Consider the following 12,589-nt stretch of genomic DNA (forward strand, 5'->3'; position numbering starts at 1 on the left):
CGCAAGACGAAATCATTCTTCAAGTGGCGGCGTGTCGGCGTCAAATCGTTAATTTTGATGTCAAGTATCGACATACCCTTTCATGCTGGCGGGCGATGATAGTTTGCCATGATCCTGGGCATAATCGGTCGCGCACTGCTTGGCCAGACGGGCGACGCTGGCGCAAAAACTGGGATAGTTGGCGCTGCGCCAGATGGCGTCGTAGATCATCGGCGGCAGCGGCTCTTCCAGCGTGAGCCGCACCAGACTGCCGCTTTCCACGGCATCGCGCACCGTGGCCACGGGCAGGACCCCGATGCCGACGCCCTCGATGCTCATGCGCATGATGGTCATCAGGGTACTGGTGCGATGAATGCGTGGCGTGTCGATCCCCAGTGCGGTCAGGTAGGCGACCAGTTCGCGGTAGGGGCGTGCCTGTTTGCTGAAGGAAATGAAGGCCGTCTCGGCGAAGGCGGCCGGCCCGCCGCGTTGCAGCGTGGCGGCCATCTCGGGCGCCGCGAACATGCCCATCTCGTAGGTGCACAATGGTGTCTGGATGGCGCAAAGTCCGGGGGCGACGCCGTCCATGGCAAACAACATGTCGAGATCGTTCTCGGCCAGCCGTTGATGCAGAAACGGCGAGATATCGACCGTCAATTCGATGGTCAATTGCGGGTAGCGCTCGGCCAGACGGCGCATGAAGGTCGGACACCAACTGCTGGCGATGGTCTCGATGACGCCCAGGCGCAGGGTGCCGGAAAACGACTCCTCGTCCTGGAACAGCCGCATGGCTTCCTCGCGCCCTTCGAGCAGGCGTTCGGCGTAGGTGAAGAACTCACGGCCACGCAAGGTGGGTTGCACGGGCCGCGCCGAGCGGTCGAGCAGCGATTCGCCGACGCTGTCTTCCAGGCGGGTGATGCGATCCGAGATCGACGGCTGGGTGAGGTACAGCTTGGCCGCGCCCTTGCGGAACGAGCCAAGGCGCACCACCCAGACGAACGCCTCGAGTTCCTTGAAATCGAACATCGGTGATCCTGCGCGTGTCGCCGCCCGGATCCCCGTGCGGCGAAGAAAGAACGGCGCCCGGGTTACGCTTTCTTGAACAGCTGCGTTTCGCGGTCCTTGAAGGCCTTGAACTCCAGGGCATTGCCGGAGGGATCGTAGAAGAACATGGTGGCTTGTTCGCCGGGCTCGCCCTTGAAGCGCACGTAGGGCTCGATCTCGAAAGTCACGTCATGGGCGCGGAGCTTGTCGGCCAGGGCTTGCCAGGCGGGCATTTCCAGCACCACGCCGAAATGCGGTACGGGCACGCCGTGACCGTCCACCGGGTTCTTGTGGCTGGTGACGGGATTGTCCTTCAGTGCCGGATTGAGGTGGCAGACGAACTGGTGTCCGAAGAGATCGAAGTCGACCCAGCTGTCCGAGGAGCGCCCTTCGGGGCAGCCCAGGAAGTCGCCGTAGAAACGCCGTGCCTCGTCGATGTCACGGACCTGAACGGCGAGGTGGAAAGGATCGCTGACAGCCATGGTGGTCTCCTCGGAGTCTGTTGTGATGGGGCCATGCAGAGGATGATTCTTGAGCCCGCCAGCGGCCGGCGTCAACTGCTTTCCTGCCGCCTGCCTCAAGATGAAAGGTTGCGCCGATATCACGCATCACGAAAAACGATTGGACCGGGCCGAGCGGGCTTTCTTAGAGTGAAACGCCGCATTCGTGAAAGCCGACGACAACAAGCAGAGGTCACGTTCATGCCCCTACCGCTTCTCAATTGCGACATGGGAGAAAGCTTCGGCAACTGGAAAATGGGCCTCGACGACGAGGTCATGCCCTACGTCGACTGCGCCAATATCGCCTGCGGATTCCATGCCTCGGACCCCGGCATCATGCGTCGCACCGTGGCATTGGCCGTGCAGCATGGTGTACGTGTCGGCGCGCATCCCGCCTACCCGGATCTGCAAGGCTTCGGACGCCGCTCGCTGGCCTGTTCGCCGCGTGAAGTCGAGGACATGATGCTGTATCAGATCGGCGCGCTGGAGGGCATGTGCCGCGCCGAAGGGACGCGTGTGGCCTACGTCAAACCGCATGGCGCGCTGTACAACGACATGGCCCGCGACCCGGAGCTTCTGTGCGGCGCCATGCGGGCGGTGCTGGCCTACGATCCCGAACTGCCGCTGCTGGCCATGGCCACGGCGGACCCGGCGCCGATGCGGGCGCTGGCCGAGGAAATGGGTGTGACGCTGTGGTTCGAGACCTTCGCGGACCGTGCCTACGACCCCCAGGGGCGTTTGGTGTCGCGGCGTGAGCCCGGGGCGGTGCACCACGATCGCGAGGCCATCGTGGCCCAGGCGGTGACGCTCGCCAGGGGAGAGCCGTTGACGGCCAACGACGGCAGCTCGCTGCACCTGCCGGCGGATACCTTGTGCGTGCATGGCGACAACGCCGAATCGGTAGCTGCCGTACGCGCCATTCGCGATGCCTTCGATGGCCTGGCGCGGGAGTGAGCCGGTGAACGACCCGAAAATCGAAACGGTGGGCATGGACACGCTCATCGTGCGCCTGTTCGACGGCATCGATGAAGCTCACATGCCATGGATGCTGGCCGCCGATCGCGCTCTGCGCGAGGCCTTTGGCACGGCATTGATCGACCTGGTGCCGTCCTACACCACCTTGCTGGTGCACTACGACGTGGCGCACCTGACGCTGCCGGCGGCCCGTGCCCGGGTGCGCGAGGCGCTCGACGGCTTGTCGCCGACCGCCGAACGCGCAGGGCGGCGGCATGTGATCCCGGTGTGGTATGACGTGAGTGTCGGGCCGGAGCTCGAGCGCATCGCCGCCCGCCTGGGCGTGAGTCATGACCAAGTCGTCGCACGGCACTGCGCGCGCGATTACAGCGTCTTCGCGCTGGGCTTCGCACCGGGGTACGCCTTCATGGGGCGTCTCGACGAAGAGCTGGCCACGCCACGCCTGAAGACGCCCCGCCAGAAAGTCGCCGCCGGCAGCGTGGCCATCGCCGAACGCCAGACGGCGGTCTATCCCACGCTCTCGCCCGGCGGCTGGAATATCGTCGGGCGCACGCCCGTGGCCCTGTTCGGACACGACCGGGAAGGCTACAGCCTGTTCCGGCCGGGCGATAAAGTGCGCTTCGAGTCGATTTCCCGCGAGGCCTTCATCGAGCAGGGCGGCGACCCGACACCGCTGGCAGAGCGCGGCGATACACCGACGGAGGAGCAGGCATGAAAGGGTTGGTCGTCGAACGCGCGGGACCGCTGACGCTGATTCAGGATGGCGGGCGCTTCGGCGTGCGTCACCTCGGCGTGACCCAGGGCGGCGCCGCCGATTGGGTGTCGCTGGGCTGGGCCAACTGGCTGCTGGGGAACGCACCTCAGGCCGCGGGGCTGGAGATTACCGTGGGCGGCCTGACGCTCTGTGCCGAGACCTCGGCCACGCTGGCCCTGACGGGCGCGGATCTCGGTGCCACGCTCGACGAGACGCCGCTGGCACCGGGGGCCAGTTTCACCATCGCACCCGGCCAGCGCCTGGCCTTCGAGCGTCCGCGTGCCGGTCTCCGCGCTTATCTCGCGTTTCCCGGCGGGCTCGAGGCGCCCTCCGTGCTGGGCAGTGTGGCCAGTACGGTACGCGAGGGCCTGGGCGGTCTCGAGGGGCAGGGCGGGGCGCTTGGCGAGGGCGACAGGCTGGTCTGGTCGGGCCAGGGCGAGCCCGGACGCCGTCTGCCGGATGACGCCAGCATCCTGCCGAGCGAACAACCGCACCTGGCCCTGGTGAGCGGCGCGCAGATCGCCAGCTTCAGTGGTACCAGCGTGTTCGAGGCGTTCAATGCCGCCTGGACCGTCGACCAGCGCGCCGATCGCATGGGCGTGCGTCTGACCGGCCCCGAGCTGCGCTACCTGGGGGCGGGCATGGTGTCGGAAGGCATTCCACTGGGGGCCGTCCAGGTACCTGCCGATGGCCAGCCCATCATCCTGCTCAACGACCGCCAGACCATCGGCGGCTATCCGCGTCTCGGCGCCCTGACGCCACTGGCGTGCGCGCAACTGGCGCAATGCGTGCCGGGCACGCAGGTACGCCTGAGGCCGGTCACCGCCAGTCAGGCCCGCGAGGCGCATTTACGGCAACTCGCGCGCTGGCGCTGACGCGAGGGGCGGGGCGTCAGTCCCGTTCCGCCGCTCGCATCGGCATCTGGTCGATGAGGTGATAGACCGTCTCCGGTGCCACGAACCCCTCGAGTTGCATCTTCTTGCCGCCATCCTTGCCCACCAGCACCGTGGTGAGCGGCATGTCGTCGCGCAGTGCCAGAGCGTCCAGCAAGGCCTGGGTCTCGAAGCGCGTCATGGGCATGTCGTTGCGATAACCGCGTCCGTTTTCCACCCGATACAGCAGCATGTCGCGTGCCTGAAACTTTGCCTGGCTCGCGCCGAGCAGGGTCCGCATGCGCTGGTAATCGTCGTCGTCGCGATCCGGCGAGACGATCACCAGCGGCCGGAAAAGACCGTGATCGGTGATCAGCGGATTGGCGGGGTCGGCCGCCTGGGCGGTGCCCAGCACGGGCAGCACAACGAGTAGCAAGGCAAACAGCACGGTGCGCATGGCATGACTCCTGTGAGGACCTTGCCAGTATGGCAGAGCCTCGTGGATGCTGCGGGTGCGAGTTTTATTTCCATGTTTGCAAATAAATTTGCAAACAGGTCGGCCGCTGCCTATTCTGGACACTGAACCGAGCCAGAAGAATGTGCCAGGAGCCCGCCCCATGCCCGCCGATACGCCCGTCCTGCCGCCCCGGCGCTATGCCGATCTGCAACTGTTGGCGCTGCGCGCCCGGGATGGCGATGCCCCCGAGCTGAAACTGTCCGCCAAGGGGCTGGCACTGCTCGAAGCGTTGCTGGCCCAGCCGGAGGCGGTGAGCCTGTCGAGCATCTCGCAGTTGGCGCAGCGTCATGGGGTTCACCCTTCCCGCTTGACGCGCCTGTCGCACGCGCTCGGTCTCGAGGGGTTCAAGGCGTTGCAGACGCTGTTCCGCGACGACCTCAGCGATAGCGCCTTTTATTCCACGCGCGCTCAGCGTCTGCTCGAGTTCGGTGAAACGCCCCGCGCCGAAGGCGCCGAGCTCGCCGATGACCGCATGCTGTGGCAGCAGGAAATGCAGAACCTCTCGGCGGCGGTCGAGGCACTGGATACGGCACAACTGGCGCGGGCGGCGGTCGCCATCCAGCGAGCGCGACGCGTGCATGTGGTCGGGTTGCGTGCCAGTTTCGGGGCCGCGCATTACCTGGCGTACTACCTGGACTATCTACGCGATGGCGTGCAGCTGGTCTCGCCCCAGGCGGGCGTGAGCGTCGAGCAGGCCCTGCGGCTGGGCGAAGACGATCTGGTGATCGGCATCGCCTTTCGGCCCGAGTCGCGAATGAGCGTCGATTACTGCCGGCTGGCCGTGGAGCAGGGCGCCTCACTGCTCGCCTTGACCAATCACTCCGCCTCGCAACTCGCCGCCCTGACCGAGCTGACGCTGCTGGCGCCGGCCGAAGGGGCATTCTTCTTCAACCCCATGAGCAGCCTGTTCATGCTCGTGGAGCTCCTGTTGTCCCGCGTGGCCCGCGACATGGGGCACGACGCGGTGCTGGCCCTGCGTCAGCGCGAGGCGCTGATCTCGCGCTTGCATGTCGAATGACGTCACCGCGCCCTTGCGCTCCTATTACCGCGCGCTCATATCGCGCGCACCTAGGCACCTAGACCATTGCCGGAGAATGACATGACCGCCCCTGCCGCCGCTCCCGAGTCCACCACCAGCGCCGCCGAATGGCTGAATCACGGTTACGCCGAGGCCCCCGGCGCCACCGCCGCCTCGGATACGCTCTTGATCAACGAGCAGTCGCGTCAGCTCGAAACGCAAGGCCGACGCATCATCAAGTTCGGGTTCGGCCAGTCGCCGTTCCCGGTATTCGCACCGGCGGTGGCGACACTGGCCGAACACGCTGCCGACAAGGCCTATCTGCCGGTACAGGGCACCGCCGCGCTGCGCGAGCGGGTGGCGGCGTTCCATCGCCACATGGACGGCACCGACTGGCGGGCCGAGCGGGTATTGATAGCACCTGGCAGCAAGCTGCTGCTCTTCGCGCTGATGAAGGCCCTGCCGGCCAGCGAGATCCTGATTCCCGCACCGGCCTGGGTGTCCTATGCCCCGCAGGCACGCTTGGCGGGGCAGCACGCGGTACGCCTGCCGGCGACCTTCGAAAGCCGCTGGCAGATCACGCCGGAACAACTCGACCGCTATTGCCGCGAAAACGGCCCGGCCCGACGCCTGCTGATTCTCAACGCGCCCGGCAACCCCACGGGATTGTCGCCCGACCCCGAACATCAGCGTGAACTGGCCAGAGTGGCCAGGCGTCATGGCGTGCTGGTACTGGCCGACGAAATCTATGGTCCGCTCGATCATCGGGGCGCGCATCGGGCATTCGCACTCGATTATCCAGAAGGCACGCTGACCACCAGTGGGCTATCCAAGTGGTGCGGTGCGGGCGGATGGCGACTGGGCGTGCTCAACGTGCCCGAAGCGCTGGGCGCCGACTTGCTGGCACGCCTGATCGGCATTGCCTCCGAAACCTGGTCGAGCGTGACCAGTCCGGTGCAGGCGGCGGCGGAGACCGCCTACGCCGTGACGTCGGCCCAGGCGACGTACCTCGAGACGCAGCGGCGCTGGCTGGGGACGATCGGCCGCTGGTGCGCGCAACGTCTGGAGGCAGCCGGCGTACGCACGCATGCACCGGATGGCGGTTTCTATCTGTTTCCCGATTTCGAAGGCCACCGCGAGGCATTGCGGGCGCGGGGCATCACCACCAGTGCCGAATTGACGACGCGTCTGCTCGACGATGCCGGCGTGGCGCTCTTGCCGGGAAGTGCCTTTGGCTGCGACCCTAGTGTGCTTGCGTTACGTCTGGCCTACGTGGATTTCGATGGTGCGGAGTTGCTCGCACGAGCATCGGTCGACGTCGAGGCGGCAGAGGCCGATCTCGCCCTGGCCAAGATACGTGAAGGCATCGAGGCCATCGTCGGATGGCTCGAGACGAACGGTTGATGACTCGCCGTATTGATGAAACGGCGCATTGATTACACGCAGTAACACGAAAAGTTGAACTCACTTCGTTCGTGGGCGTCAGAGTGTCCACGTACACGCAAAACCTGGAGGTATACATGCAACGGATCACTGCTTTTGTATCAGCGGCCATGCTGACCACCGGAATGGTAGCGGCACCGGCGGCAATGGCACAGCAGGAAGACCCGGCAGCGAGCGGTGCTGGTCAGACCCAACAGGGGGCGGCAGCACAGAACTTCTCCGACGAACAGCTTCAGCAGTTCGCTGATGCGTCTCAGGAAATCGCCAAGGTTTCTCAGGAATATACGCAGAAGCTGCAGAACGCTGAAGACGAGTCGGCTCAACAGGATTTGCGTCAGGAAGCAAATGAGGAAATGGTCAGCGTCGTCGAAGACAGCGGCATGAGTGTCGAGGACTTCAACGCCATCGGCCAGGCGATCCAGCAGGATCCCGAGCTCATGCAGCGTGTCCAGGGCATGGTGCAAGAGCAGCAGTAAGTGAATACGGTATCACCCGCGCGGTGATACCGGTGTCGATGTCGAATCGATACGACCTTCGCGGAAAAGGCCACCTTCGGGTGGCCTTTTTCTTGGCTGGATGCCTGCCGGGCTTCACCAGATGCCGGGCGGTTCCGGGCACAGAGCAATGCGAATACAGGGCAATACGGGTAAAGGGCAATAAAAGAGGCCTGCCGAGTGGCAGGCCTCTTCCAGTTCAGGCAGCGGGTGACGAGTCACCCGTCGAGCCATGATCAGTTGCTGATGGCGTCACTGGCATCGTCGAGCAGGTCGGCCGTGGCCGACTTGGTGCTCTGCCAGGCACTTTCCGCGCCTTGCTTGGTGTTTTCCCAAGCCTGGCGAGCCTGTTCCTGGGCGTTCTGCCACCAGTCGTTGTCGTATTCGGGCAGTTTGGCCACATCGTCGCGCGTCATCTCGAGCGTGACGCGATAATCCAGATCGTCGAGATCGTCGCCATTGTGCGTTTCCAGGGTGAAGTCATCGCGGTCGATCACGCGATGGGTATCGCCGAGATCGAGCACGCCGCCGGTCTCGATGACCAACGCCTGCACGCTCATGTCTTCGCCGAGCAGCACGTCCTCGACATCGCCGACGTCTTCATCGGGCGTTTCCGCGAGGAATACATCGGCATCCATCAGCTCGTCGGCCGAATACAGCCCCTGCGGCTGCGTCTCGGATTGCGCGAGGGCCGCGCCCGTCAGGCTCAGGCCACCGATGAGAATGGCGGTTTGCGTCATGCGGTACATTGAGTTGCGCATGGTGAAGCTCCTTCTTCGTGATTCTATGAATTCGATGGGGTAGTGCCCGCGTCCGATCTGGTCAGATCGAACGCGCCCAATCGTCGGCGCGCTTTTCGGCTTCTTCCTTGCTGATACCGTATTTGGTCTGCAGCTTGCCGATCATTTGATCGCGCTTGCCGGCAATCTGATCGAGTTCATCGTCGCTCATCTCGCCCCAAGAAGCCTTGGCCTTGCCCTTGAGTTCGGTCCAGCGACCTTCGATTTGATCCCAATTCATGGCGTTCCTCCTGAACGGTTGCCAATTTGCGAGCGCTTCCTGCGCGTCGCACATTACGCAGAATAACAGAGATTCATGCTGTGACAATTATATGGCCAGACGCTGCCAGGCCAGCTACCCAGGCCGTCGGGGCATATCTACATGAACAGCGCGAGCAGTACCGGCACGTAGATGAAGGCGAGCAGGGTCGAACAGAACACGAGACTGGCGACGTACGCCGGTTCGCGGCGCGAGCGCTGGGCGAAGAGGTAGTTATAGACTGCCACGGGCATGCTCATTTGCAGGATGAGCACGCTCTGCGCCAGGGGCGGAAGGTGCAGTGCCCAGCCCACGCCGTAGGCCACGCAGACGGCGAAGGCCGTGCGCAGCAGGCTGAAGGCGAGCCCCGAGGACAGGCTGCGTACCTGGATGTTGGCCAGCGAGACGCCGAGGGTGATCAACATCAACGGCACGGTGAAGCCGGAGATCAGGTCCACGGTGTTGTCGATCCAGCGCGGCAGGTCGGTATCCGTCAGCAGAATGGCCACCGACAGGAGGATGCTGTAGACGGTAGGCGTGCGCAGCAGGCTCTTCAGGGGATTGCTGCGGCTGATCATCATCACCCCGAAGGTGAACTGTACCAGGGCGACCGTCACCATCACGGTGATGGCATAGGCGAAGCCTTCCTTGCCGAAGGCGTAGAGCGCCACCGGCAGGCCCATGTTGCCGGTGTTGGGGTACATCATGGGCGCAAGCAGGACGCGCCAGTCCTTGCGCAGCAGCAGCGCCATCAAGACGGTCGCCAGCGCCATGATGACGAGCACGGCCAGCGTGCTCAGCATGGTGCGCCCGAAGGTATGAGCATCGATGTTGGCGCCGGAGAGCGAGGCGAGGATCAATGACGGGGTGCCGACATTGAAGACCAGCTTGGTGACGAAGTCCGTGGGATACGCGTATCCCAGGCGTACCCAGCCAAAACCGATGGTGGCACCCACGAAGACGGGGGCCATGACAGCGAAGAGTTCGGCGAGCATGCGCGAGCCTGATTGAGTGTCGGCGCCCGGTGCGTGGCGGAGTCGGGCGAGAGGTTGTGAACGCGAACGATACGGTCGCGGAATGCGCCACACGGGCGCTATTGTCGCCAATCGTGGTAATGCGTTGCAACGTGAACGCGAAAACGAGAATCCTTTACCTTGACGTGGCGCGCGAATTGGCAAGAATCGTGGGCCACGCTGACATTCATCGGCGTCGCGTTCGCGCGACGCGTCGCCACCTTGGGGCTTGCATGGAATTATTGCGCGTCGTGTATCGCGACTATCGCTGGCCGTTCATCGGCGTCATGGTGCTGAGCCTGGCCAGCGCCGGATTGGGCATCGGCGTCATCGCGTTCATCAACCAGCACCTGATCGAGGCCCAGGGCGCTCCGCAGTGGGTGTTGCCGCAGTTCCTGGGGCTGATCGCCCTGTTGCTGGCGGTGACGCTCGGCTCGCAGCTGGCGCTGACCACCCTGGGTCATCACTTCGTCTATCGGCTGCGCGGGCGGTTGATCAAGCGCATTCTGGATACCGATATCGAGCGCATCGAGCGGCTGGGCAGCGCGCATCTGCTGGCGAGCCTGTCGAGCGACGTACGCAATATCACCATCGCCTTCGTACGGCTGCCCGAGCTGGTGCAGGGCGTGATCCTGACGCTGGGCTCGGCCGCGTACCTGGCCTGGCTCTCGCCGGGCATGCTGCTGATCACCTCGCTGTGGGTGGCGGTGACGGTCGTCGGCGGCTGGTACCTGGTTTCGCATGTGTATCGCCATCTGGGACGCGTGCGCGAAACCGAGGATCGCCTCTACAAGGACTACGAGGCGGTGATCGATGGCCGCAAGGAACTGGCCCTCAACCGCGACCGCGCCAGGGCGCTCTACGAGGATGTCTACGAGCACGATGCCAAGCAGTATCGTCATCACATCATCCGCTCGGACACCTTCCATCTCAGCGCGGTGAACTGGTCGAACATCATGATGCTGGGGGCCATCGGGCTGGTGTTCTTCCTCGCCAATGGCCTGGGATGGGCCAATACCAACGTGGCGGCCACCTACTCGCTGACCCTGCTGTTCCTGCGCACGCCGCTGATTCAAGCCGTCGGGGCGCTGCCCACCCTGCTGAGTGCCCAGGTCGCCTTCAACAAGCTCAAGGACCTGGAGCTGGCCGGTTATCGCGCCGAGTTCGGCGACAGTGCCGCGCATGGCGATTGGCAGACCCTGGAGCTGCGCGGCGTGACCTTCGCCTATGCCGCTGGCGAGCATGGCCGCGGCTTCGAAGTCGGCCCTGTCGATCTGACGCTGTCGCGTGGCGAGCTGGTCTTCTTGATCGGCGGCAACGGCAGCGGGAAGTCGACGCTGGCACGCCTGCTGACGGGCCTTTATCAACCGGCCAGCGGCGACATACTGATCGACGGGCAGCCCGTCGACGCAGAAGGGTGGCACGCCTTCCGCAGTCGTTTCGCGGCCGTGTTCACCGACTTCCATCTCTTCGATCGCGTGATGGGACCGGGAGGCGAGACGCCCGACACGACATTGGCGGAGAGCTGGATCGAGCGCCTGGGCATGGGCGAGAAGCTGCATTTCGACGGCTGGCGGGTGACCAACACCCAGCTTTCCCAGGGGCAGCGCAAGCGCCTGGCACTGCTGCTGGCGGTTGCCGAACAGCGCGACATCCTGCTGCTCGACGAATGGGCGGCGGACCAGGATCCGCAGTTCCGGCGCATCTTCTATCGCGAACTGCTGCCCATGTTGCGCGACAGCGGCAAGACCGTGTTCGCCATCAGTCATGACGATCACTACTTCCAGCACGCCGACCGCTTGCTGGAGATGCGCGCGGGCCAGTTGAGCGAACTGACCGGCGAGATGCGCGAGCGTGTCAGCCGCGACGCCGTGGCACGGCTCGAGGACACATCGGACAACGTGTGAGGGACGGCAGGCTACCTGCGGCGGCTGCCACGCTCATGCCAGTCACGCTCATGCAGGTACGATCTGGGTGGCATGCCAGACGAGACTTTCGGTGGGGCCGTCGTCCAGATCGGAGCACATGTCGACGCGCAGGATCGCCGTCGTTTCGCATACCGTCCGCAGCCGACCATGCGCGCCACCTTGCTCCCATTGCCACAGGATGCACCGCCGCTGCTCGTCGCCGGTGTCGTCCTGTAACCTCAGGTTGGCCGCCGGGTAGCGTCGTTCCAGGAAGCCCAGGGCGGCAAGCTGGGCGCACTGCTGCGCCGGTGTCAGTCGGGAGTCGCCGCGATAGCCGGGCAGAAAACGACGGCCTCGTGCCTCCGCTTGCAGGAAGGGCAATGCCTGCTGCGGCGTGATGCGGCCGTACTTGCGGACCGGCGAGAGCAGCACGAGGCTGGCGGCGAAGCGGCAGCCGCCCAGATGACTGCTTTCCCAGACATCGAAAGGCAGCTCGTGTGCCGCAACGGTCCGGGCCAATTCCTTGTAGGTTCGGTAACCGTACCTGGCGCAGCACTTGTCCTTCTTGCCGTGGGTGCAGCACAGCAACAGGTCGCGTTCGACCTGTGCACCTTCCCATGCCGTCAGCGGCGCCCCTGACTGCCACGCGGCCAGAAACGTCTCCAGCTCCCCGCGAGGCACGAGGAATTGCCGGCGTTCGGGCATCAGAAACACCTGATGGCTCTCGTCGGCCTGCTCGCGTCGGTGAATCAGATTGACCCGCCGCTCACCGGCGGCGATGGCGTCGAGGGTTTGCATCAGGCTTTCCGGCATGTCGTGGGCATGACGCAGGTTGCGTGTCCACTTGGCGCGAGGCCAACTGATCAGCAGGTTGCGCTCGGCGTGGGCGGCACTGCCGGCCAGTGGGTCGCCCTGTTCGAGGCCGAGATCGGCGCAGAAGGTTCGCTTCATGAGGCATGCTCCCGCTGGATTTCGGGGCGTCGCGCTTCACGAGAACGTTGTGCAATGCAAAGGCGCATGTCGGAAAAACCCTCG

14 protein-coding genes are annotated in these 12,589 nt (G+C 64.6%); 7 read left to right on the top strand and 7 right to left on the bottom strand.

The features are described 5' to 3' along the window. Positions 1-60: 60 nt before the first annotated feature. Entirely contained in the window at positions 61-1,005 is a 945-nt protein-coding gene (locus ABGX75_RS08490; RefSeq protein WP_011506330.1) for a LysR family transcriptional regulator, read from the bottom strand. A 62-nt stretch (positions 1,006-1,067) separates the two neighbouring features. Next, the gene (locus ABGX75_RS08495; protein WP_011506331.1) at positions 1,068-1,505 is read right to left on the bottom strand and encodes a VOC family protein; all 438 of its coding nucleotides are present in this window, start codon (positions 1,503-1,505) and stop codon (positions 1,068-1,070) included. A gap of 219 nt (positions 1,506-1,724) precedes the next feature. Here ABGX75_RS08495 and ABGX75_RS08500 point away from each other — a divergent pair, with 219 nt between their 5' ends. The 3 genes from ABGX75_RS08500 to ABGX75_RS08510 are packed head-to-tail and all read left to right on the top strand — an operon-like array spanning position 1,725 to position 4,127. Further along, positions 1,725-2,477 carry a 5-oxoprolinase subunit PxpA gene (locus ABGX75_RS08500; RefSeq protein ID WP_347410726.1) on the top strand — a complete coding sequence of 251 codons (753 nt, stop codon included), beginning with the start codon at positions 1,725-1,727 and terminating at the stop codon, positions 2,475-2,477. Continuing rightward, complete coding sequence (gene pxpB, locus ABGX75_RS08505) at positions 2,458-3,213, top strand: 5-oxoprolinase subunit PxpB (protein ID WP_347410727.1); 756 nt, start codon at positions 2,458-2,460, stop codon at positions 3,211-3,213. Before ABGX75_RS08500 ends, pxpB begins: the two co-directional genes overlap by 20 nt. Further along, positions 3,210-4,127 (top strand): biotin-dependent carboxyltransferase family protein, encoded by a 918-nt coding sequence (locus ABGX75_RS08510; RefSeq protein ID WP_347410728.1) that lies wholly within the window; start codon positions 3,210-3,212, stop codon positions 4,125-4,127. The genes pxpB and ABGX75_RS08510 overlap by 4 nt, the downstream gene beginning before the upstream one ends. Before the next feature lie 16 nt (positions 4,128-4,143). Here the strand turns inward: ABGX75_RS08510 and ABGX75_RS08515 are convergent, their stop codons facing one another. Continuing rightward, positions 4,144-4,581 carry a DUF4174 domain-containing protein gene (locus tag ABGX75_RS08515; RefSeq protein ID WP_035410927.1) on the bottom strand — a complete coding sequence of 146 codons (438 nt, stop codon included), beginning with the start codon at positions 4,579-4,581 and terminating at the stop codon, positions 4,144-4,146. 160 nt (positions 4,582-4,741) lie between these two features. On the opposite strand from ABGX75_RS08515, the gene ABGX75_RS08520 reads away from it, so the two are divergent. The 3 genes from ABGX75_RS08520 (at position 4,742) to ABGX75_RS08530 (ending at position 7,578) form a co-directional block, all read left to right on the top strand. Then, a complete protein-coding gene (locus ABGX75_RS08520; protein ID WP_128690221.1) occupies positions 4,742-5,659 on the top strand; it encodes a MurR/RpiR family transcriptional regulator in 918 nt (305 codons plus the stop codon). Between the two features lie 81 nt (positions 5,660-5,740). Next, positions 5,741-7,063 carry an aminotransferase class I/II-fold pyridoxal phosphate-dependent enzyme gene (locus tag ABGX75_RS08525; protein ID WP_347410729.1) on the top strand — a complete coding sequence of 441 codons (1,323 nt, stop codon included), beginning with the start codon at positions 5,741-5,743 and terminating at the stop codon, positions 7,061-7,063. Positions 7,064-7,179: 116 nt separating this feature from the next. Further along, a complete protein-coding gene (locus tag ABGX75_RS08530) occupies positions 7,180-7,578 on the top strand; it encodes a DUF4168 domain-containing protein (protein WP_011506338.1) in 399 nt (132 codons plus the stop codon). Between the two features lie 254 nt (positions 7,579-7,832). Here ABGX75_RS08530 and ABGX75_RS08535 read toward each other — a convergent pair whose 3' ends face one another. From ABGX75_RS08535 to ABGX75_RS08545, 3 genes are all read right to left on the bottom strand, one after another. Then, the gene (locus tag ABGX75_RS08535; RefSeq protein WP_011506339.1) at positions 7,833-8,357 is read right to left on the bottom strand and encodes a hypothetical protein; all 525 of its coding nucleotides are present in this window, start codon (positions 8,355-8,357) and stop codon (positions 7,833-7,835) included. A gap of 61 nt (positions 8,358-8,418) precedes the next feature. Continuing rightward, entirely contained in the window at positions 8,419-8,616 is a 198-nt protein-coding gene (locus ABGX75_RS08540; RefSeq protein ID WP_035410921.1) for a CsbD family protein, read from the bottom strand. A gap of 137 nt (positions 8,617-8,753) precedes the next feature. Next, positions 8,754-9,629 (bottom strand): AEC family transporter, encoded by an 876-nt coding sequence (locus ABGX75_RS08545; RefSeq protein ID WP_035410919.1) that lies wholly within the window; start codon positions 9,627-9,629, stop codon positions 8,754-8,756. Positions 9,630-9,880: 251 nt separating this feature from the next. On the opposite strand from ABGX75_RS08545, the gene ABGX75_RS08550 reads away from it, so the two are divergent. Continuing rightward, complete coding sequence (locus ABGX75_RS08550; RefSeq protein WP_011506342.1) at positions 9,881-11,554, top strand: multidrug ABC transporter permease/ATP-binding protein; 1,674 nt, start codon at positions 9,881-9,883, stop codon at positions 11,552-11,554. 48 nt (positions 11,555-11,602) lie between these two features. Here ABGX75_RS08550 and ABGX75_RS08555 read toward each other — a convergent pair whose 3' ends face one another. Continuing rightward, a complete protein-coding gene (locus tag ABGX75_RS08555) occupies positions 11,603-12,505 on the bottom strand; it encodes a sucrase ferredoxin (RefSeq protein ID WP_347410730.1) in 903 nt (300 codons plus the stop codon). Positions 12,506-12,589 lie beyond the last annotated feature (84 nt).

The sequence above is a fragment of the Chromohalobacter sp. genome (assembly GCF_039830575.1).
GTDB classification, from domain to species: domain Bacteria; phylum Pseudomonadota; class Gammaproteobacteria; order Pseudomonadales; family Halomonadaceae; genus Chromohalobacter; species Chromohalobacter israelensis.

Excerpts from the sequence above, each read along its gene's own strand:
- pxpB (WP_347410727.1), top strand. The coding sequence starts at position 2,458 with ATGGCCTGGCGCGGGAGTGAGCCGGTGAACGACCCGAAAATCGAAACG.
- ABGX75_RS08555 (WP_347410730.1), bottom strand. The coding sequence starts at position 12,505 with ATGAAGCGAACCTTCTGCGCCGATCTCGGCCTCGAACAGGGCGACCCA.
- ABGX75_RS08535 (WP_011506339.1), bottom strand. The coding sequence starts at position 8,357 with ATGCGCAACTCAATGTACCGCATGACGCAAACCGCCATTCTCATCGGT.
- ABGX75_RS08515 (WP_035410927.1), bottom strand. The coding sequence starts at position 4,581 with ATGCGCACCGTGCTGTTTGCCTTGCTACTCGTTGTGCTGCCCGTGCTG.
- ABGX75_RS08540 (WP_035410921.1), bottom strand. The coding sequence starts at position 8,616 with ATGAATTGGGATCAAATCGAAGGTCGCTGGACCGAACTCAAGGGCAAG.
- ABGX75_RS08550 (WP_011506342.1), top strand. The coding sequence starts at position 9,881 with ATGGAATTATTGCGCGTCGTGTATCGCGACTATCGCTGGCCGTTCATC.
- ABGX75_RS08510 (WP_347410728.1), top strand. The coding sequence starts at position 3,210 with ATGAAAGGGTTGGTCGTCGAACGCGCGGGACCGCTGACGCTGATTCAG.
- ABGX75_RS08520 (WP_128690221.1), top strand. The coding sequence starts at position 4,742 with ATGCCCGCCGATACGCCCGTCCTGCCGCCCCGGCGCTATGCCGATCTG.
- ABGX75_RS08490 (WP_011506330.1), bottom strand. The coding sequence starts at position 1,005 with ATGTTCGATTTCAAGGAACTCGAGGCGTTCGTCTGGGTGGTGCGCCTT.
- ABGX75_RS08495 (WP_011506331.1), bottom strand. The coding sequence starts at position 1,505 with ATGGCTGTCAGCGATCCTTTCCACCTCGCCGTTCAGGTCCGTGACATC.
- ABGX75_RS08500 (WP_347410726.1), top strand. The coding sequence starts at position 1,725 with ATGCCCCTACCGCTTCTCAATTGCGACATGGGAGAAAGCTTCGGCAAC.
- ABGX75_RS08545 (WP_035410919.1), bottom strand. The coding sequence starts at position 9,629 with ATGCTCGCCGAACTCTTCGCTGTCATGGCCCCCGTCTTCGTGGGTGCC.
- ABGX75_RS08530 (WP_011506338.1), top strand. The coding sequence starts at position 7,180 with ATGCAACGGATCACTGCTTTTGTATCAGCGGCCATGCTGACCACCGGA.
- ABGX75_RS08525 (WP_347410729.1), top strand. The coding sequence starts at position 5,741 with ATGACCGCCCCTGCCGCCGCTCCCGAGTCCACCACCAGCGCCGCCGAA.